This window comes from Methanothermobacter sp. DP (assembly GCF_026692625.1).
Lineage (GTDB): Archaea > Methanobacteriota > Methanobacteria > Methanobacteriales > Methanothermobacteraceae > Methanothermobacter > Methanothermobacter marburgensis.
On sequence record NZ_CP113501.1, the window covers coordinates 142,844 to 161,355 of the forward strand.

Annotated in this window: 21 protein-coding genes; 9 read left to right on the top strand and 12 right to left on the bottom strand. The window is 48.9% G+C overall.

The genetic code is table 11. The features are described from left to right. Positions 1-6: 6 nt before the first annotated feature. Together OXN82_RS00735 and OXN82_RS00740 are read right to left on the bottom strand one after the other, a co-directional pair. Complete coding sequence (locus OXN82_RS00735) at positions 7-1,404, bottom strand: B12-binding domain-containing radical SAM protein (protein WP_321211579.1); 1,398 nt, start codon at positions 1,402-1,404, stop codon at positions 7-9. Between the two features lie 74 nt (positions 1,405-1,478). Further along, complete coding sequence (locus OXN82_RS00740) at positions 1,479-2,078, bottom strand: TetR/AcrR family transcriptional regulator (RefSeq protein ID WP_321211580.1); 600 nt, start codon at positions 2,076-2,078, stop codon at positions 1,479-1,481. 71 nt (positions 2,079-2,149) lie between these two features. Between OXN82_RS00740 and OXN82_RS00745 the strand changes: the two genes are divergently transcribed. Continuing rightward, a complete protein-coding gene (locus tag OXN82_RS00745) occupies positions 2,150-2,482 on the top strand; it encodes a hypothetical protein (protein WP_321211581.1) in 333 nt (110 codons plus the stop codon). Between the two features lie 82 nt (positions 2,483-2,564). Here OXN82_RS00745 and rfbB read toward each other — a convergent pair whose 3' ends face one another. The 6 genes from rfbB to OXN82_RS00775 are packed head-to-tail and all read right to left on the bottom strand — an operon-like array spanning position 2,565 to position 6,784. Beyond that, entirely contained in the window at positions 2,565-3,575 is a 1,011-nt protein-coding gene (gene rfbB, locus OXN82_RS00750) for a dTDP-glucose 4,6-dehydratase (RefSeq protein ID WP_321211582.1), read from the bottom strand. Between the two features lie 10 nt (positions 3,576-3,585). Further along, positions 3,586-4,143 (bottom strand): dTDP-4-dehydrorhamnose 3,5-epimerase, encoded by a 558-nt coding sequence (gene rfbC, locus OXN82_RS00755; protein WP_321211583.1) that lies wholly within the window; start codon positions 4,141-4,143, stop codon positions 3,586-3,588. Continuing rightward, the gene (gene rfbA, locus OXN82_RS00760; RefSeq protein ID WP_321211584.1) at positions 4,136-5,014 is read right to left on the bottom strand and encodes a glucose-1-phosphate thymidylyltransferase RfbA; all 879 of its coding nucleotides are present in this window, start codon (positions 5,012-5,014) and stop codon (positions 4,136-4,138) included. Before rfbA ends, rfbC begins: the two co-directional genes overlap by 8 nt. A gap of 11 nt (positions 5,015-5,025) precedes the next feature. Next, positions 5,026-5,859 (bottom strand): dTDP-4-dehydrorhamnose reductase, encoded by an 834-nt coding sequence (rfbD, locus tag OXN82_RS00765; protein ID WP_321211585.1) that lies wholly within the window; start codon positions 5,857-5,859, stop codon positions 5,026-5,028. Further along, positions 5,860-6,576, bottom strand: coding sequence for an HAD family hydrolase (locus OXN82_RS00770; protein WP_321211586.1), 717 nt, complete (start codon positions 6,574-6,576; stop codon positions 5,860-5,862). After that, the gene (locus OXN82_RS00775; RefSeq protein ID WP_321211587.1) at positions 6,560-6,784 is read right to left on the bottom strand and encodes a hypothetical protein; all 225 of its coding nucleotides are present in this window, start codon (positions 6,782-6,784) and stop codon (positions 6,560-6,562) included. Before OXN82_RS00775 ends, OXN82_RS00770 begins: the two co-directional genes overlap by 17 nt. Before the next feature lie 81 nt (positions 6,785-6,865). Between OXN82_RS00775 and OXN82_RS00780 the strand changes: the two genes are divergently transcribed. Genes OXN82_RS00780 through tsaA form a run of 3 tightly spaced genes read left to right on the top strand, consistent with a single transcriptional unit; the run spans position 6,866 to position 8,314 of the window. Continuing rightward, a complete protein-coding gene (locus tag OXN82_RS00780) occupies positions 6,866-7,213 on the top strand; it encodes a metalloregulator ArsR/SmtB family transcription factor (protein WP_321211588.1) in 348 nt (115 codons plus the stop codon). A gap of 15 nt (positions 7,214-7,228) precedes the next feature. Then, a complete protein-coding gene (locus tag OXN82_RS00785; protein ID WP_321211589.1) occupies positions 7,229-7,882 on the top strand; it encodes a cyclase family protein in 654 nt (217 codons plus the stop codon). A 27-nt stretch (positions 7,883-7,909) separates the two neighbouring features. After that, entirely contained in the window at positions 7,910-8,314 is a 405-nt protein-coding gene (tsaA, locus tag OXN82_RS00790; protein WP_321211590.1) for a tRNA (N6-threonylcarbamoyladenosine(37)-N6)-methyltransferase TrmO, read from the top strand. A gap of 62 nt (positions 8,315-8,376) precedes the next feature. Here the strand turns inward: tsaA and OXN82_RS00795 are convergent, their stop codons facing one another. Next, positions 8,377-8,865, bottom strand: coding sequence for a flavodoxin family protein (locus OXN82_RS00795; RefSeq protein ID WP_321211591.1), 489 nt, complete (start codon positions 8,863-8,865; stop codon positions 8,377-8,379). A 482-nt stretch (positions 8,866-9,347) separates the two neighbouring features. Between OXN82_RS00795 and OXN82_RS00800 the strand changes: the two genes are divergently transcribed. After that, on the top strand, positions 9,348-10,022 hold the full coding sequence (locus OXN82_RS00800) for a class I SAM-dependent methyltransferase (RefSeq protein ID WP_321211592.1): 675 nt from the start codon (positions 9,348-9,350) through the stop codon (positions 10,020-10,022). Positions 10,023-10,115: 93 nt separating this feature from the next. On the opposite strand, the gene OXN82_RS00805 is transcribed toward OXN82_RS00800, so the two are convergent. Genes OXN82_RS00805 through OXN82_RS00815 form a run of 3 tightly spaced genes read right to left on the bottom strand, consistent with a single transcriptional unit; the run spans position 10,116 to position 14,394 of the window. Next, entirely contained in the window at positions 10,116-12,701 is a 2,586-nt protein-coding gene (locus tag OXN82_RS00805; protein ID WP_321211593.1) for an ATP-dependent helicase, read from the bottom strand. Positions 12,702-12,706: 5 nt separating this feature from the next. After that, the gene (locus tag OXN82_RS00810) at positions 12,707-13,453 is read right to left on the bottom strand and encodes a metallophosphoesterase (protein WP_321211594.1); all 747 of its coding nucleotides are present in this window, start codon (positions 13,451-13,453) and stop codon (positions 12,707-12,709) included. Further along, positions 13,450-14,394 (bottom strand): prenyltransferase, encoded by a 945-nt coding sequence (locus OXN82_RS00815; protein WP_321211595.1) that lies wholly within the window; start codon positions 14,392-14,394, stop codon positions 13,450-13,452. The genes OXN82_RS00810 and OXN82_RS00815 overlap by 4 nt, the downstream gene beginning before the upstream one ends. Before the next feature lie 118 nt (positions 14,395-14,512). On the opposite strand from OXN82_RS00815, the gene OXN82_RS00820 reads away from it, so the two are divergent. The 4 genes from OXN82_RS00820 (at position 14,513) to OXN82_RS00835 (ending at position 18,487) form a co-directional block, all read left to right on the top strand. After that, positions 14,513-15,061 carry a HEAT repeat domain-containing protein gene (locus tag OXN82_RS00820; protein ID WP_321211596.1) on the top strand — a complete coding sequence of 183 codons (549 nt, stop codon included), beginning with the start codon at positions 14,513-14,515 and terminating at the stop codon, positions 15,059-15,061. Positions 15,062-15,195: 134 nt separating this feature from the next. Further along, positions 15,196-16,671 carry a phytoene desaturase family protein gene (locus tag OXN82_RS00825; RefSeq protein ID WP_321211597.1) on the top strand — a complete coding sequence of 492 codons (1,476 nt, stop codon included), beginning with the start codon at positions 15,196-15,198 and terminating at the stop codon, positions 16,669-16,671. A 53-nt stretch (positions 16,672-16,724) separates the two neighbouring features. After that, complete coding sequence (locus OXN82_RS00830; RefSeq protein ID WP_321211598.1) at positions 16,725-17,582, top strand: phytoene/squalene synthase family protein; 858 nt, start codon at positions 16,725-16,727, stop codon at positions 17,580-17,582. Between the two features lie 11 nt (positions 17,583-17,593). Further along, positions 17,594-18,487, top strand: coding sequence for a prenyltransferase (locus tag OXN82_RS00835; RefSeq protein ID WP_321211599.1), 894 nt, complete (start codon positions 17,594-17,596; stop codon positions 18,485-18,487). Positions 18,488-18,512 lie beyond the last annotated feature (25 nt).

Genomic DNA, 18,512 nt, shown 5'->3' on the forward strand with positions numbered 1-18,512 from the left:
ACTTTTTCAGGCCTTTAATTTTTTTCTCAGGGGGATCTTAGGCTCAATGTATGTCCTGTAGAGGGTTTCAAAGAATACACGTATCATGTATGTGTGCTTAAGGAGATATGAGGGCCTTGAATAGAATTTGAGGTATGCCTTAACGAGTTTTCTCTGGATAAGTTCACGGCTTAGGCCAAGTTTCTCGTACCTTATAACAGGCTGTATAACGGTGTACCGATCCCAGTCCTCCTCCAGGAGGCCCTTACTTTTGAGTTCAGTGTAGATGGGGGTCCCGGGGAAGGGTGTCAGTATGGAGTACTGGCTGTAGTCCGGGTCAAGTTTTATTGAAAAGTCGATGGTCCGGTCCATCTCAGAGGGCCTCTCACCAGGGTAACCGAGAATGAATGATGTTATAACATCCAAACCGGCTCTTTTAGCGGCCTTCACCGCGTCCTCTGACTGCTTAACGGTTATACCCTTTTTCATCATATCAAGGATGCGCTGACACCCGGATTCGACACCATAGTATACTGTGCTCATCCCGGCCTCCCTCAGAGTCCTCAGCAGTGGCTCCTGAACCATATCCACACGTGAGGATGTAACAAAGCTCACATCCAGGTCCCTTCTTCTGATCTCCTCTGCTATTTCACGGGCCCGTGGCCTATGCAGCATGAAGGTGTCATCAAGGAAGGCAATTTCACGGAGGCCGTAGATCTCGGTGAGTTCCTCAACCTCATCCACGACGTTTTCGGGGCTCCTGAAACGAAACTTTTTACCCATTATAAGGGATGAAGAGCAGTAGCGGCAGGGATAAACGCATCCACGGCTTGTTATCATACCCCCCGCCTCCTGACTGGAGGTTTCATAGTCCCTGAAGGGTACAAGGTGCCTTGCAGGAAAAGGGATGTCGTCGAGGTTCTCTATGAGCGGCCTTGGAGGTGTGGTTCTGAGCCGCTCATCGGTGCGGTAGCTGATACCCTTAACCCCCTCGAGGACACCCCTGTCCCCGCGTTCACAGCCCTCTGCGAGTTCGACGATGGTTTCCTCACCTTCACCCATAACAACAACATCAAGCTCCCTGCAATCACTGAGGGTTTCCAGAGGGAGAAATGTGGGGTGGGGGCCACCTATAACCGTAAGGACATCGGGAAGAACCCTCTTTATGGCCTTTATGTACTCAAGGGAGGTCTTTATGGTGGCTGTGGTTGCGGTTATCCCAACAATGAGGGGGTTGAGCTTTTCAACGAGGAGTGCAACACCCTCTGCCCCCATCCTTCTGAGGTCGTCGTCTATTATCTCCACACTGAAGGAGGCCCTCTCAAGGGCTGCTCCAAGGTACATGAGGTTGAGGGGAGGTAAAACAAATCCAAGTTTATTCTTAACAGCTGTCTGATCCTCAGGGTTTATGAGAACAACGTCCAATAAAACACCACCATTTAATTAAGGCCTCCTACGGGAATGGCTTCTTTAAGGATACCTTTCAGTCTATTCATCCCTCAGGGTTTTAAGCCGTTCCACAGGATGTCAGTGAATTCGTTTGGGGGTCTGGTTTCATGGCATCTGAAGTGTGAACTTAGGCTTGCATGTGAGATGTAGCCTATTATGAGTTCTGCGGCGACTCCCGGATCCACGTCACGGATCTTTCCTTTTTCTGTCATTTTGCTGAGATAATTCTCAAGTGAGGTGTATATCATCTCTCCTGTTGAATCTGGAAGTTCCCACTCCTCAAATCCGTGTTCCTCAAGTTCTCTCTCAGCCAGCATCACAAAGAGGAGGTCCATCTTCTCGTTAACAATGACCTCTGTGAGCCCTGCGATAACATCATGGATGACCTCCTGGGGTTCCCTGTCTGCATTAAGGACATCATCGAGTATTGCAGACACCCTTCTTCTGCTTGTATCCATTATCCTTTTCAGTAGATTTTTCTTGGATCCAAACTTTCTGAAGAGTGTTACTTCGCTGACACCGGCTTCGGCGGCTATCTCCCTTGTTGTGGTTCCCCTGTAACCCTTTCTTATGAATAGGCTTCTTGCAGCGTCCAGTATCCTATCCTCTGTGGAGACCATGATATCACTTATGTAAGTACTTACTAACATCCCTTATATAAACCTATCCTCTGGATAAGGACGGGTTAATGTTATATAAAACCACCAGCACAGATTAAACCATGGAAATAACCGAGGACGATGTTATCCAGTCCCTGGATATCTTCACAGCTGTCCCTGTATTTCTGCTTAAGCGCTGGGCCGGGAGGGGCACCAACCTCGCGGCAAAATTCAGGTCCCAGATAATGAGCCAGTACTCTGACCTGTCCATGATGGACAGGGAGCGGGTTAAAAGAGTACTTGAAATGGACGTATCAGAGATTCAGGAGATACTTGAGAGGGCCTACATCAGAACAGGTAAGAAACAGCTTAAGATACTTGCAGATCCCTCAAGCAGAAGATTCATAGAGGTGAACCTCCGTGAAGTCAGGGGGATACTCGATGGCATCCTCTAAGGGCGCACCCTACTTACTTCGTTAAAAGACTTCTGGCATTAGACACCAGTTATTGCGCGGCTCTTCCTCCTTCTTTATATGATCAGGACTGCAGCCTTTCACCATACATGCGTTCATAGTACCTGAGGTACTCCCCGCTCTTGATGTTCTCCCACCACTCTCTGTTTTCAATGTACCACTGGATGGTCTCCCTTATACCCTCCTCGAAGGAATAGGTGGGCCTCCAGCCAAGTTCGTCCATTATCTTGCCTGCGTCTATGGCATATCTCCTGTCATGTCCTGGCCTGTCATCAACGAATTTTATGAGGGACTCATCCTTCCCAAGTTTCCTGATGATGAGTTCAACGATCTCAATGTTCCGCCTCTCATTGTTACCACCTATATTGTAGACCTCACCGACACGGCCATGGTGGAGTACCAGGTCTATGGCCCTGCAGTGGTCATACACGTGTATCCAGTCCCTCACATTCATGCCGTCACCGTATACAGGGAGGGGTTTATCCTCGAGGGCGTTTGTTATCATGAGGGGTATGAGTTTCTCAGGGAACTGGTAGGGGCCGTAGTTATTGGAGCAGCGGGTTATGTTGGTTGGAAGACCGTAGGTACGGTTGTATGCCCTGACAATGAGGTCTGCAGAGGCCTTGCTGGCAGAGTAAGGGCTGTTGGGTGCAAGGGGAGTATCCTCTGTGAAGTAGCCCTCCTCTGCGGAGCCATAGACCTCATCAGTTGAGATCTGTATGAACCTCTCAACGCCGTGCCTCCTTGAAGCCTCCAGAAGTGTCTGAGTACCCATGACATTTGTCCTTATGAATATGCCGGGGTCCTCAATACTCCGATCAACGTGGGATTCCGCTGCGAAGTTCACAACAGCGTCAGAGTCTGCTATGAGGCGGTTAACAAGTTCTTTATCGGTTATGCTGCCCTTAACAAATGTGTAGCGCGGGTCATCCTCCACGCCGGCGAGGTTTTCAAGGTTCCCGCAGTAGGTAAGGGCGTCAAGGTTGATTATCTCATAGCTGTGGTTCTCAAGCATGTACCTTATGAAGTTGCTACCTATGAATCCGGCTCCACCGGTTACAAGAATCCTTTCCATTCAAATCTCCTCAGAGGTAAACTGGCCTCTCCTTCAGGGGCTTCCAGTTTCTGTCCTTATCTGAAATTATGAGTTCATCCACCATTTCAAGGGGCCACTCTATCCCGATGTCAGGGTCGTCCCAGGGTATGCCAGAGTCATATTCAGGGAAGTAGAGTTCCGTGCACTTGTAGTTGACTATGCACTCATCTGCGAGGGCCAGAAATCCATGCGCAAATCCCTCTGGAATGAAGAATTCCCTCCGGTTCTCCTCTGAAAGGAAGACACCCACCCATTCACCATAGGTCTTCGAGTCCCTCCGGAGGTCCACCGCAACATCAAAGATCTCACCCTTCACAGCCCTTATGAGTTTTCCCTGGGGCTTTTTTGTCTGGAAGTGAAGGCCCCTGAGAACACCCCTCCTGGACATGGACTCGTTGTCCTGGACAAAGGTGATATCAAGCCCATGGTCCCTGAATAGTGCCTGGTTGAAGGTCTCCATGAAGTATCCCCGTTCATCCTCGTAGACCTGAGGTTCTATGATGATTGCACCATCGAGTCTGGTTTTCTGGAATTTGAATTCACCCATGGAAGTTTCCCTCCGCGAGGTCTTTTAGGTATCTGCCGTATTCTGTCTTTTCAAGTTTTTCTGCCAGTTCAAGGAGATCGTCCCTTGTGATCCACCCGTTGTTGTAGGCTATCTCCTCAAGGCATGCGATGTAGAATCCCTGCCTCTTCTGTATGGTCTCTATGAAACTGCTTGCCTCCAGGAGGCCGTCGTGGGTGCCGGTGTCAAGCCAGGCCATACCACGGCCCATGAGCTCCACCCGGAGCTTCTTCATCTTCAGGTACTCCTCATTGACGGATGTTATCTCAAGTTCACCCCTCTCAGATGGCTCTATTCTCTTGGCAATTTCAACAACCTGGTTGTCATAGAAGTAGAGGCCAGGGACGACGTAGTTGGATTTAGGTCTTTCAGGTTTTTCCTCTATTGATATGACCCTGCCCTCACTGTCGAATTCAACAACACCGAATGGGCGCGGGTCCTTTACATAGTAGCCGAATATAACAGCACCCTCCCTGATGGATGCGGCCCTCTGGAGTATTTCACTGAACCTGTGCCCGTAGAATACGTTATCGCCCAGCACCAGGGCCACCCTGGAGTCTCCAATGAAATTCTTCCCCACAATGAATGCATCGGCAATACCGCGGGGTTCCTCCTGCACCTCATAGGAGAACCTGACACCGAACTGTGAACCATCCCCCAGCAGGTCCCTGTAGAGTGGAAGGTCCCTTGGTGTTGATATCACCAGTATATCCCTTATACCTGCGAGCATCAGCACAGATAGCGGGTAGTATATCATGGGCTTATCATATATGGGGAGAAGCTGCTTTGAAACAGCCCTTGTTATGGGGTAGAGGCGGGTTCCTGAACCCCCTGCAAGCACTATACCCTTCATTGTCCACCTCCTTATCTCATCTCTTTAAGGTAATCCTTAAGGGCTTCCCTGTAGTTTCTGAGGGGTCTGAAGCCCTCCATGATCCAGTTGTAATTTTTGAGGACAGAAAATGATGGCCTGCGGGCGGGTCTCGGGAATTCATGGCTACTTACAGGTTTCAGTTTAACATCCATCTGCAATGCTTGAAATATCTCCCTGCCGAATTCATACCAGGAGCAGTGGCCAGAGTTTGTTATGTGGTAAACACCATAAGCGGGCCTTTCAATAAGCTTCCCGATTGCACCTGCAAGGTCACGGGTGTATGTTGGAGATCCGTACTGGTCATCCACAACACTTATCTCATGGCCCCTCTCTGCCAGTTCCACCATGGTCCTTACAAAGTTCCTGCCGTTCCTGCCAAAGAGCCAGGAGGTCCTCACTATGTAGAATTTATCTGTCAGATCCCGCACAGCAACCTCGCCCAGGTACTTGGTTTTACCATAGAAGTTCAGGGGATCAGGTTCATCAAATTCAAAGTATTCATCACCCTTCTTGCCATTGAAGACGTAATCGGTGGATATGTAAACCAGACTGGCACCGGTCTGTGACGCGGCAGCCGCAACGTTCCTGGTCCCGAGCACGTTCACCTGATAGGCGGTTTCACGCTCTGACTCGGCACAGTCAACATCTGTGAATGCAGCAGCATGTACAATGGTATCCGGCTGCGTTTCGGCTGCAAGTTCCATGACACCCTCAAGGTTCCGGATGTCAAGGTCTCCTGACGTTAAAACCTCATGTTTTTCTTTCAGGACATCAATGAGGTCACTTCCAAGCATACCCGAGGCCCCGGTTACAAGAACCTTCATTCAATCACCCATAATGCTCACTGCAGCCCCATAACCTGTTATTTCAAGAAAGACATCAACGTCACTGAGGCCCTCAAGGACGTAATCGGCGCCTGCGGCCTCCAGTTCATCGACGGTGAAGTCACCTGTAGCAACTCCCACCGTCGTAACACCAAGTTCCCTCCCGGCTTCAATATCCCTCGGGGTGTCACCTACGGTTATAACATTTTCCCGCCGTAGCTGTCCGTAGATGGAGGAAGCCCTTTCAAGGGCAAGCCTCAGTATGGAAGCCCTGCTGCACCCCTCGTTGCCAAAGCCCCCGAAGTTGAAGTATCCATCAAATGAGGCCTCATGGAGTTTCAACCATGCAACAGGCTCAATGTTTCCGGTCACAACTCCGAGGGGTGTTCCGGATTCACTGAGACTTTTAAGGATAAATTCTGCGCCATCCAGGGCTCTTATGTTATCCCTCTCAAGGTTCAGGCGGTAGTTATAGGAAATCCTATCCACTATCTTCACAAAATCCCCATCGCTGATTTCAAGGCCGTACTTCCATGCTATCTGGAATATTATCTCCTTATCGGTCATCCCCTGGATGCTTCCTATGTCTATCTCAACATCAACGTTGAAAAGTTCCCTGAACGCCTGCCTGAAGGAGTAGAAGTGACAGTGGGATCCAACAAGCAGCGTTTTATCAATATCGAATATGATCGTGTTCATCTTAGACCTGCCTCTCATACTTTTTCCTGAGGTGCTCAGAACTGTACTCATAGTAAACTATGTTTGATTTCAGAAATACCCTCTGAGCCGGGGTGCCATTCCTGGGGTAGGTTACGGTTATCTTCCGCTCACTTACCCTTATGTCAATTGCATTTCCACGGGGACCTGTGGTGTAGGTGTGTTCAGCCCCCAGGATGTCCCTTATTCTTATCCAGTCCACTGCCATGGCTCTTTACCCGCTCTTTAATCCTGCTTCACCATCATGGTGACGTTATTATTATCTACAGTTTCATCTATAAATTATTCTATGAAGAGGGATGTCTGTGAAATCGATGATGCCAATGAGGCCCTTGTGCTCAGGGTGAGGGAGTCGATGCCTGAAGATGATGAAATAAAGAGACTCTGTGACCTCTTCAAAATATTATCTGAGCCCACAAGGCTCAAAATAATCGAGGCACTCACCCTGGATTCCCTGTGTGTCTGTGAACTTGCATCCCTCCTTGAGATGACACAGTCAGCGGTTTCCCACCAGCTCAGAATCCTGAGAAGCGCGGGAATCGTTGACTATGAAAGGGATGGTAAGATGGCGCGCTACCACCTCACAGATAGGGGCGTGGCGGATATTATAGAAAACTGCAGGAATAAATGTCTTTAGTACAGGAGATATACCATGTATGAACTTCTTTCGCATCCACTGGATGATGGTTCACCGGTTCACCAGGCACTTGACGATGTGAGGATATCAATCAGGAACAGGATACCTGTGGATGGGTATGAGACCCACACCATCATCACATCCAACCATGCCGGGACCCATGTTGATGCCCCGGCCCATTTCATTGAGGGCGGAAAAAGGATATGTGAATACAGTATTGATGAACTTGTATTCAATGATGTCTGCACTGTGGACGTTGATGTGGGGCCAGGGGACCCCATAGGAAGTGGGGATATTGAGATTCCGGACTGTGACCTCCTACTTATAAGGACAGGCTTCGAGTCAGTGAGGGGCGAGGACACCTACCTGCAGAACAACCCCTGGATCACCCCTGAACTTATTGATAAAATAAGGAGGAACTTCAGGGACATCAGGGCCATAGGGGTGGACTGCATATCAATATCAAATCCAGAACACCCATCTGAGGGCGAGATGGCCCACCTAAGGGCCTTCACTGAGGCACCTGAATATGGGGAGCCAGTTCTCATCCTGGAGGATATGAAACTCATGGATGCTCCGGAGGTTATTGAGAGGGTCTTTGTGGTCCCCTGGACCATTGAGGGGGTTGACAGCGCACCATGTACCGTTATAGCGGAATTTCAGGTTTAATTTTCAGAAATTCTGTGGAGGGTATCTGTGGAGATAAAAATAAGGCCTGTTGGATTTGTGAGATCCCCATTCATGAGGAGGGGGGAAGCACCTCACCAGGGTAGGCTTTCAATGGAGGAGAGCGAGATCCACATCTTCCCGGAGTACCGTGACGCCCTGGAGGGGGTTGAACTTTTCAGGTACCTATTTGTTCTCTACTGGCAGCACCTGGCCGAAAGGGATGTTCTTAAGGTTGTCCCGAGGGGTAAAAAGAAGAAGAGGGGCGTTTTTTCAACGAGGGCCCCTGCAAGACCCAACCCCATAGGGCTGTGCCTGGTGGAGCTCCTGGAGTCAGGGGATTTCCTCAGGGTGAGGGGCCTTGATGCACTGGACGGCTCACCTGTCGTTGATATAAAACCCTACCATGAGGATATCGATTCACCTGGGGATTGAGAGGTCAGAACGCCTTTTTCACTGCAATTAGCAAGCTATTGGGAAGATGCTGGACGTCTGGACTATTCCTCAGTTCTGAATGCTGCTTCAACGTCCCTTACAAAGGGTTCTATCTTGCAGTCACAGGTATTCTCCTTTATCTCCCTCTCGGTTATGGCGACTGTCTGGATGGGTTCCTTCCCGATGATCTCACTCATACGCCTGAATGTTCCCTCTGCACCGCTTCCACCATATGTACAGAAGAAGGCAGCATTCTTTATCTTTGATGCATTTTCCCTGAGGTAGGTGCCCATGGGTACTGAGGGATTACCTGCCCAGACAGGTGTACCCACTATCACAAGATCATAGTCTGATGGGTCCCTTTCATAGGGTTCAAGTACAGTGTCCCTGCCCCTCGCGGCCTGGTAACCTGATTTTAAAAACCCTATGATACCGGTTCGCTTCTGTGTGTCCCTTATCTCCTCGATGTCACAGTTGAGTTCCCTGGCGATCTGAGATGCAACATCCCTGGTACGCCCGGTTCTTGAATAATATACCACAAGTGCCTTCATGGTTACTGGTATGTGAACGGGCGCATAAATAGTGTTCCCTCTCTGATAATTGGTGGTTGAGTGAGCCCATGATCATATTCAGGAATAGCCTGCAGCAACGTGAAAATCAGAAATCTGAGGTATTGAGAATCATTATCTGAAGTATGGGGGGTAGCTTCCAGAGATTTAAAGGGGGGTTGTTAGGAGTGAAAAAACGGGGAGGTGCTTTTTCGTTTTTTATCTCTGGAAGCTGATTTTTTTGGTGCTTTCAACAGAACAAAATATCCCGGAAGTTGAAAGCAATAATTTAAGGGGGTGATGTGTGTATGAGACACACAAACCTATATGTTAGAATTCTAGTATATAAATATTTCGGTTGTGTGGGGTGGTTTGCAAGCTAAGGTATCACATACAAAGTAGTGATGGAGGTCCACACACAGATCTCTTTACATGGGGCACATGCTAAAGTATCACATACAACACAACTATGGACAGGTGACATTATGCCGGTTATAGAGGGACCCCTCTTCACCGCCCGCACATGCCAGGAATACATGAAGATGTTTGATCTCAGGATAAATGAACTTGAGGGGCTGCGAATACTCGACTGTCCAGCGGGTGCCAGCTCATTCATACCACTCATGGCGGAGCGGGGCCTTGAGGTGAGGGCCTGTGACATCATGTATGGTGAGGAGGCAGATACTCTTGGGAACATGTGCAGGGAGCACCTCATGGCACTCACAGATGCCCTTAAGAGGATCAGGAACCATTTCGTGTGGAGGTTCTACTCTTCACCTGAGGAGATGCTTGAAAAACGCCTGGATGCCTGCAGGTGCTTTGAGGAAAGCTACAGGGAGCGCCCTGAACTTTACGTTAGGGGAGACCTAAGGGATTTACCATTTGGTGATGATGAGTTTGATCTCCTTCTCTCATCCCATCTCCTCTTCATATATGACCACCGCCTTGACAGGGAATTTCATGAAAGGGCCATTTCTGAGATGATACGCGTCAGTTCAGAGGTGAGGATATACCCGATTGTCAAGGAGAACGGAAAACTCTCAGATTATGCAGAGAGCATACTGGAAGATAGAAGAGATGAATTTGATGCATTCACAGTCACGGTGGACTATGAGTTCAGGAGGGGAGGTAACATGATGCTTGTTCTTAAGAAAAGATGATATCAGCTTTTTGGTCTTTTTTGTGGCTTATTACCTGGTTTAATCCTTTAAGAAAAGTTGATATTAGCTTTCTGCTTTTTCTGCATCGGAAAATCATCTGATCTCATCAAGTATAGCCTGATGCATCCTCCTGATGAATTCTATCCGGTCCTCATACTTGAGCACATCCAGGTAGCCCTGGGCAACCAGGTTAAAGGCAAATGGTGAGGGTATCCTCGTATCAATCTGCTTGATCTCCATCTCACCATCACGGATCCATTCAAGGACCCTGATGGCATTCTCGATGTCCATGTAGTCCTCCATAACCTCCCTGCGGGCCTCCTCTAGTATGGGGAACCTGTCATCCAGTTCACTCACAAATTTAAGGAGTATCTTACCCCTAACCTGCTGTCTGCCAACAGACTTCTCCTCCCCCCGGTACCTGCGGAGTATCATGAGGGCACGGCCAGCGCAGTGCCTGAACCTGCTTGCAAGGGTTTCTGTCCTGTCAAGGGCCTTCTTAAGTATCTCCCTGAGGTTCTCAGGTTCAAGTTCCATGAATGACTCGAGACCACCCATCTTTCCCTCTGAACTCAGATAGAATCCATTGTCAGATACAGATATCATAACGTCCCGCCGGTAACGCCTTGCAATGACATAGGCAACGGCCCTTGATAGGGCGTCGTTAACCCTCCTTCCAAAGAGGCTGTGGAAGACGATGAATTTTCTGCCCCCGAAGCCAGTGTAGTACTCAACAAGCATCCTCCTGATGCTGGGTATTGCCGCGTAGAGGTACTGTTCACGGAAATACTCATAGATTGAACCTGCGGCCCTCTCATCCACGTGGAGGTAGTCCATTATGAACTCTGTTATCTCTGCCTTTGAACGCCCGTACTGGAACTTACCATCCATAATGTCCCTGAAGCGCTGTATGTCAACTGCAAGGTCAAAGGAGAGGGGCAGCTGCTCTGAGAACCATGATGGAATGTTGGGGGGCCCTGAGGCGGGGCTGACATTGACGGTCATACCCCTTGCATAGTTGAATCTGTAGATCTTCCCGCCAAGAACAAAGGTGTCGCCCTTCCTGAGTTTCTCCATGAAGTCCTCCTCTATCCTCCCCACAACATTCCCGTTGCACTTAACAACCGCAGCGCTCCTATCGGGTATGGTCCCTATGTTGGTGGAGTAGAGCATCCTGGCAAGTTTACCCCTCCTCCCGAACATGTTCTTGTCATGGTCAACCCAGATTTTGGCATAGACGTACCTCTCCTCGAGTTCAGCATACTCCCCTGCAAGGTAGCTGAGTACAGAGAGGTAATCCTCCCTTTTCAGGTTCCTGTAGCAGTAGCTGTTCCTTATAACCTCCAGGGCATGGTCAATGTCCCACGGGTTCTCAATGGCCATCCCGTATATGTGCTGTGCCAGGACATCCAGGCAGTTCTCAGGTACCCTTATGGAATCTATTTTACCCTCAACGGCGTTCTTGAGTATGAGTGAACACTCAACAAGGTCATCCCTGTCCACGACAACTATCCGTCCCTTTGATTTCTCATGAAGCTGATGCCCGCTTCTCCCTATCCTCTGGAGTGCCCTTGAAACAGATTTTGGTGAACTCAGAAGAACCACCAGGTCAATGTAACCGATGTCTATTCCAAGTTCAAGGGACGTTGACGATACAACCGCCTTCAGCTCACCCCTTTTGAGTTTCTCCTCTGTTTCAAGCCTTATTTCCCTTGAAAGTGATGAGTGGTGTGCCATGATGTTTTCATCGGTGTAACTCTCAGGGAAGCGACTTTTCAGGTTATAAACCACACTCTCGGTCCCGCTCCGCGTGTTGGTGAAGATTAGGGTTGTCCGGTGTTCCATTATGAGGTCGTGGAGGATGTCGTAGAGGGCATTACCAATTTCCTCAGGGTCAGCGGCCACGATGTCATCAACCGGGCAGATGAGTTCAATGTCAAGCTCCTTCAGGTAGCTGACGTCAACTATGATGCAGTCCCTTTCATTACCATAACTGTAACCCACCAGGAATCTTGCAACACGCTCAAGTGGATGCACCGTCGCAGATAAACCAATCCTTGTAAAGTTACCGACAAGGTGCTGCAGCCTCTCAAGGCTCAGTGAAAGATGAACACCCCTCTTATTATCTGCAAGGGAGTGTATTTCATCCACGATAACATAGCGCACAGTTGAAAGCTTTTCACGGAACTTCGGGGCCACAAGGAGTATTGAGAGCGTCTCAGGGGTTGTTATAAGGATGTGTGGCGGATTCTTGAGCATCCTGGAGCGCTCATAGCTGGTGGTGTCACCGGTCCGCACAGCTTTCCTTATCTCAAGATCCCTGCCCTCCTCCTCTGCAATCTCCCTTATACCCTGGAGGGGTTCCTCAAGGTTCCTTTCTATGTCATTATCAAGGGCCTTAAGGGGTGAAATGTAGATGCAGTAGACACTGTCCTCCAGTTCACCCCTATCTGCAAGTGTGGTGAGTTCACTGATTATGGAAAGAAACGCGGTGAGTGTCTTACCTGAACCTGTTGGTGACGATACAAGGACGTTCCTCCCCATGTGTATATCCATTATTGCATACTTCTGGGCCTCTGTGAAGTCATCAAAGGTTTTCTTGAACCATTCGCTGACCCAGGGGTGAAGAACAGAATGTATCCTGCTGCTTGAGTATTTCTTCTTCTGTCTGACTATCATGGGCCTCACCACCCACCACTGAATCCTGTGGATGAGGTGAACTCCATGAGGGCACCCACCGTCCCGAAATCGAAAACCTCAAAGTCCTCAACACCGTAGACATGGAACTCCTCAAGTTCAGCCTCCCTGAGGAAGGGTGATAGTACAGCCTCATGGAGGATGTCGGAGCCCTCGGTTATGAAATTGAAGGATGGCATGACAACGAGGTTCATATCCCTGAAGGCCCCCAGGAGGAAGCATTTGATCTTTTCAACCCTTTCACCGCTTCTGAGACCCACGCAGGGGTGTTCGTGGCCTATGATGATGGTTTCAGCGTCAAGTCTTTCAGGTATCACATGGCCATGTGTCAGGAGGAAATCGTCCACCCTCATGGTTTCATGGATCCCAATGCCTGATATCCCGGACATGTGGGGTACTATGGGGTCATGATTCCCCTTGATCAGTGTTATCTCCCTGAAGTTTTCCTTGAGGTAATCCATCATCCGCATGATTTCCCGGTTCTCCTGACGGCTCACCCTCCCGAATTCATGCTTGAGGTCACCATTTATGATGATACCCGAGGCACCCGATGCGTCCCTTATGGATTCTATCCGCTCAACTATCTTTCTGAACTGGAACCCCGGGACCATCACCCCCTCACTGGTGAGGTACTGTTCGTACCCCAGGTGGAGGTCGGCTATTATCATTGAATCCTCAATGAGAAGTGACAGGTCACATATTTCCAGTCCATCCACCAGTTTAACCGTGTTCATTGCATCACCAGGACACTGATGAGGTAGAGGAGGTCAAGGACCCCGAAGGCTATCAGTGAATTCATCACAACCTCAGATCCCCTTGCATTGACTTCATCTGGGCCATGGAGGTAATAATAGATGCAGGGAACTGTGACTGTGAGTGAAAGCAGAGCAATCAGCGGGAAACTGATCCCGGGATCAAAATGGAGGGAGAATTCAAGAAGCCCCAGTGCAACCGTTGCAGCAGCCGCACTTAAGGCCATAACCCTTCTGGATGCTCTCACACCCATCCTGACAGGAAACGTTATCTTGCCCCCCAGCAGGTCCTCCCGGAGGTCAGGTATCTCAACGTTTATGATGAAAACAAGCTGCAAAAGCATTATGGGAATGGAGAAGAGGATTAGAGGGGTATCAATCACACCCATAATTACAGAGTAACCCATGGCAGGGAATATGAAGCCTGTAAGGGCTGTTGCAACCTCTCCAAGCCCCCTGTATGATAGTCTGGCTGGCGGGGCACTGTAAAACCATCCAAGGAGATTACCGGCAACTGCAAGGAGAAGAACTGCAGGGTTACGGTAGATGAGGGTGTGGATAACTGCAAGTGTCAGGGATACTGATATGAGAAGGACAGCAAATTTCCAGGCAAAGTCTCTGAGTTCAGGGTGTCTCTGGAGAACCCCGCTTCCACCGGTATATGCTGTTGCAGCCTCAGGGTTGTCCAGCTCAAAGTCATAGTAGTCGTTGCTGTAGGATACAGAAAGATGTGCCGGCATCACGATCGCATATCCCATGATGAACTGGTCGAGGGGGAGGTAACCCCTACTTATACCTGCAAGAACGGCTCCTGTGGCATAGAGGATCAGGCCAGCCCCAAGAAATGGAAGTCTACCCAGTTTGATAACCTCAGACAGGAAATACCACCAGGAGTTTTTTTTCTTGACATCCAGTTTATGCATCCACATCCTCCTACCACGGGAATTGGGTCCATTAACATTTATATCGGCTGCGGAATAAAAGATTATCATCACGTTTATTATCACAGAATCAATCAGGTGAATTTATCAGGTGATTCTCATGGCTGATAGTACTTTGAAGGATAGGATTGGCCTCATGGATTCAGAGGAAAAGATGAAGGTCGTGGATGAACTTGAACCATCAGAGGAATCAGTTGAAATACTTGCGGGACTTCTGGAGGATGAAAGTCATCCTGTCAGATTTAAGGCTGCAGAGAAACTTGCAGAATTCGGAAAACTGTCCCTTGAAAAGCTCATTGAGATAATGGACACTGCAGAGGGGGAGGTCAGGAGGTACGCCACATTCGCCCTCAAGAAGATAGGGGATCCCGGTGTTGTGGATCACTTCATCGAGGCCCTTGAGGATGAGGACTGGGGGGTGAGGAAATTCGCTGCAAGGTCCCTTGGGGAACTGGGGGATAAGAGGGCTGTGGAACCACTCATAGGCGCCCTTGAGGATGAGGACTGGGGTGTTAAACTTGCCGCTGTAAGGTCCCTTGGCGACCTCAGGGATCCGAGGGCCATAGAACCAATCAAGAAGGCCAGAAGAAAGGGGGATAAGGACTTCAAGAAGGCCGCCAACAAATCACTCAAAAAGATCCAGTCATAGTCCCCCTGCTTTTTTCTGTGAAGTGTTCATCAATTACTCAATTCAGTAATATTGTTTATTGCAGTCCCCATGAAACTTTTATATTTTTTAAGTGTCATTATATAACTATATATAATATTTTAGCCGGTGGTTTCATGAGAATAGTGATCGTGGGGGCTGGATTTGGAGGTCTATCTGCAGCAGCGCTTCTTGCAAGGGATGGGATGGATGTAACTGTTATTGAAAAAAATGAGGGTCCAGGTGGACGTGCAAGCGTCTACAGTGAGGGGGGGTTCACCTTTGATATGGGCCCATCATGGTACCTCATGCCCGACATATTTGAGAACTTTTTTGCAGAGTTCAGGAGGAAACCTGAGGATTTCTACTCCCTGAAACAACTTGACCCTGCATACAGGGTATTCTTTGATAATGATAAGGTTGTAAATGTCTCATCAGATATTGAAAGGAACTATGAACTCTTTGACAGCTTCGAGGAAAACGGGGGCGAGAAACTCAGGGAATACCTCCATTCAGCAGGTGAACTCTATGATTCTGTTGTAAAGGAGATGCTCTACAGGGACTACCGTTCCATCCTTGACTTCCTCAATGGTAAACTCCTGCTTCAGGGGATAAGACTCAACATACTCGAATCCCTTGAGCACTTTGTTAACAAACGCTTTGAGAGTGATGAGGCAAGAAAGATACTCCAGTACTCCATAGGATTCCTTGGAAGCGCACCGCAGGATACACCCTCCATGTACCATATCATGTCCCACATTGACCTGACACTGGGTGTTTTCTACCCTGAGGGAGGCATAAGGAGGGTTGCAGAGTCCATATATGAACTCGCACTTGAGAACGGGGCTGAATTCCACTTCAACGAGGAGGTTAAGAGGATAGAGGTTACAGATAAGATGGCAACCTCTGTTGTAACCGACAGGAACATCCACGATGCCGATGCAGTGCTTGTGAATGCAGATTACCCCCACAGTGAACTTGAACTCCTTGATGCCAATCACAGGACCTATGATGAGAACTACTGGAATTCAAGGGTACTGGCACCATCAGCCTTTGTGGCCTACGTGGGTGTTGACCGCACAGTAGACGCCCTTGACCATCATAACCTCTTCCTTGAGAGGGACTGGGCAGACAAATTTCGGCAGGTCTTTGACCCTGAAAAGGCGTCCTGGCCTGATAGGCCGTCATACTATGTTAACGTTCCCTCAAGGACGGATACAACAGCTGCTCCCGAGGGATCAGACACCCTTTTCATACTGGTCCCCCTGGCACCGGGTATGGAGGATAACCAGGAGCTGAGGGAGGGCCTCTACAGCAGGGTCATGGATGACCTTGAGGGGAAGACCGGTATGAAGATAAGGGACCATGTGGTGGTGAAGCGTATATTCGCCATAAATGACTTCAGGGAACGCTACAATGCATACAGGGGGACAGCACTTGGCCTATCCCATACCCTCAGGCAGACCGCCCTCTGGAGACCGGCACATAAAAGCAAGAAGGTTAAAAACCTTTACTACACAGGACAGTACACCCATCCGGGTATAGGGGTGCCAATGACACTCATATCCTCCCAGATTGTCTGCAGAGAAATACTGGAAGAAATGGGTGAATAGTCCAGAATCCTCCATGCAAAGCAACTTTAAAAGGTTATATGGGTGATAGGCTCTTGATTGATGAAAAAATCTATTCAATATTCAAAAGGGGAAGCAAAACATACTTCTACAGCACCCTCTTCTTCCCACCGAAGGTGAGGAGGGACGTTTTCATACTCTACAGTTTCCTGAGAAAGGCGGATGACTATGTTGATAGAATACCCCAGGATACCGAGGGGTTCTACGACTTTGTTGAACGCTACCGGGCTGCATCATCAGGCGAAAAAACAGGGGACGTGGTTGTTGATTCATTCGCGGAACTTTCAGACAGAAAGGCTTTCAATAAAGAGTGGACAGAGGCCTTTCTAAGATCAATGGAGATGGATATAACTGTATCATCCTACAGGACAATGGCTGACCTTGAGGAGTACCTGCTGGGTTCATCTGAGGTTGTGGGCCTCTTCATGGCATCCATCATGGGCCTTGACACGGATTCATACCCCCACGCCCGCTACCTGGGGAGGGCCATGCAGTACGTCAACTTCATAAGGGACATAGCAGAGGATGTTGAACTTGGAAGGCTCTACTTCCCGCTGACTGAACTTGAAAGATTTAATCTGGAGTCACTGGATTTAAGTGAAATAAGGGGAAGGGAGGATAATTTCAGGTCTTTCCTCAGGGCTCAGATTGATATTTACAGGGACTGGCAGAGGAGGGCAGAGGAGGGTTACAGGTACATCCCCTACCGCTACCTGGTACCCATAAAGACCGCCGCCGACATGTACCTCTGGACGTCCAGGATAATTGAAAGGGACCCCCTCATAGTCTACCGGAGGAAGGTGAAGCCCTCAAGGGGCCGGGTGGTCTCAGGGGCCCTCCTGAACATGCTGAGGCTCATCAGGCCCAGGTCACCAACTAAGCAGGGTATTTAGGGGACCTTCAAATGTCTCAGATGACCCAAAGATCCCTTTTTAATTCAATCAGAGATTACACGGGCTTTCTGGTCGGCATATCCAGATTCAGGTTCTGGATATACACCGGGGGAACATATGTAATTGGATACACCCTTGCAGCGAAGGGTTTCACTGATTTTCTCTCACCAGCCTATTACATCTACCTCCTCTACTTCTTTTTCCCGGCTAACGTGTTCATCTACGGTGTCAACGACTACTGGGATGAGGATACAGACAGACTCAACCCCAAGAAGGGTTCAAGGGAGCACATGCTGATGCAGAGTGAGAGGAGGAAACTCAGAAATTCACTGCTTGCAGTTACAGGTATCAGTGTCGCCCTCATGTTTTCACAGAAACCACAGGAGGCCATTCTTTTCCTCGGATTTTTATTCCTATCATATTTCTACAGTGCACCCCCACTCAGATTCAAGGAGAGGCCCTTCCTGGATTTTTCATCCAATTACCTCTACATAATGCCCGGTGTATTTGCCTACAGCCTTGCATCAGGAAGCCTCCCTGAACCCATAATCCTCCTTGCAGGCTACTGCCACATCGCTGCCATGCACATATTCTCTGCCGTACCTGACACAGAGTATGATAGGAGGGCAGGAATCAACACAACACCAGTATTCATGGGCGAAAGGGCGGCACTTGCACTTTCAGCAGCCTTCTGGCTGATATTATCTTTCATCACAGTCTATCTTACAGATCTACATCCCCTCAGCTTTCTGGTATTCGCGTATCCTGCATTTCCCATTTCTGTACTTCTTTTCGAAAGAATAAGGATAGAGAGGGTTTACTGGTACCTGCCCTACGTCAACACAGCCCTTGGAGGTCTGCTCTTCCTTGCTCTTATAAACCACAAGATCTTTCACTGGATTTGATCTTGAAGGTTTTTTACTGTAGTTT

Coding starts and splice junctions, on each gene's coding strand:
- OXN82_RS00785 (WP_321211589.1), top strand. CDS start 7,229: ATGTATGAACTTCTTTCGCATCCACTGGATGATGGTTCACCGGTTCAC.
- OXN82_RS00800 (WP_321211592.1), top strand. CDS start 9,348: ATGCCGGTTATAGAGGGACCCCTCTTCACCGCCCGCACATGCCAGGAA.
- rfbB (WP_321211582.1), bottom strand. CDS start 3,575: ATGGAAAGGATTCTTGTAACCGGTGGAGCCGGATTCATAGGTAGCAAC.
- OXN82_RS00775 (WP_321211587.1), bottom strand. CDS start 6,784: ATGGCAGTGGACTGGATAAGAATAAGGGACATCCTGGGGGCTGAACAC.
- OXN82_RS00795 (WP_321211591.1), bottom strand. CDS start 8,865: ATGAAGGCACTTGTGGTATATTATTCAAGAACCGGGCGTACCAGGGAT.
- OXN82_RS00825 (WP_321211597.1), top strand. CDS start 15,196: ATGAGAATAGTGATCGTGGGGGCTGGATTTGGAGGTCTATCTGCAGCA.
- OXN82_RS00835 (WP_321211599.1), top strand. CDS start 17,594: ATGTCTCAGATGACCCAAAGATCCCTTTTTAATTCAATCAGAGATTAC.
- OXN82_RS00805 (WP_321211593.1), bottom strand. CDS start 12,701: ATGATAGTCAGACAGAAGAAGAAATACTCAAGCAGCAGGATACATTCT.
- OXN82_RS00810 (WP_321211594.1), bottom strand. CDS start 13,453: ATGAACACGGTTAAACTGGTGGATGGACTGGAAATATGTGACCTGTCA.
- OXN82_RS00780 (WP_321211588.1), top strand. CDS start 6,866: ATGAAGAGGGATGTCTGTGAAATCGATGATGCCAATGAGGCCCTTGTG.
- OXN82_RS00820 (WP_321211596.1), top strand. CDS start 14,513: ATGGCTGATAGTACTTTGAAGGATAGGATTGGCCTCATGGATTCAGAG.
- OXN82_RS00815 (WP_321211595.1), bottom strand. CDS start 14,394: ATGCATAAACTGGATGTCAAGAAAAAAAACTCCTGGTGGTATTTCCTG.
- rfbA (WP_321211584.1), bottom strand. CDS start 5,014: ATGAAGGGTATAGTGCTTGCAGGGGGTTCAGGAACCCGCCTCTACCCC.
- rfbC (WP_321211583.1), bottom strand. CDS start 4,143: ATGGGTGAATTCAAATTCCAGAAAACCAGACTCGATGGTGCAATCATC.
- OXN82_RS00740 (WP_321211580.1), bottom strand. CDS start 2,078: ATGTTAGTAAGTACTTACATAAGTGATATCATGGTCTCCACAGAGGAT.
- rfbD (WP_321211585.1), bottom strand. CDS start 5,859: ATGAAGGTTCTTGTAACCGGGGCCTCGGGTATGCTTGGAAGTGACCTC.
- OXN82_RS00770 (WP_321211586.1), bottom strand. CDS start 6,576: ATGAGAGGCAGGTCTAAGATGAACACGATCATATTCGATATTGATAAA.
- OXN82_RS00745 (WP_321211581.1), top strand. CDS start 2,150: ATGGAAATAACCGAGGACGATGTTATCCAGTCCCTGGATATCTTCACA.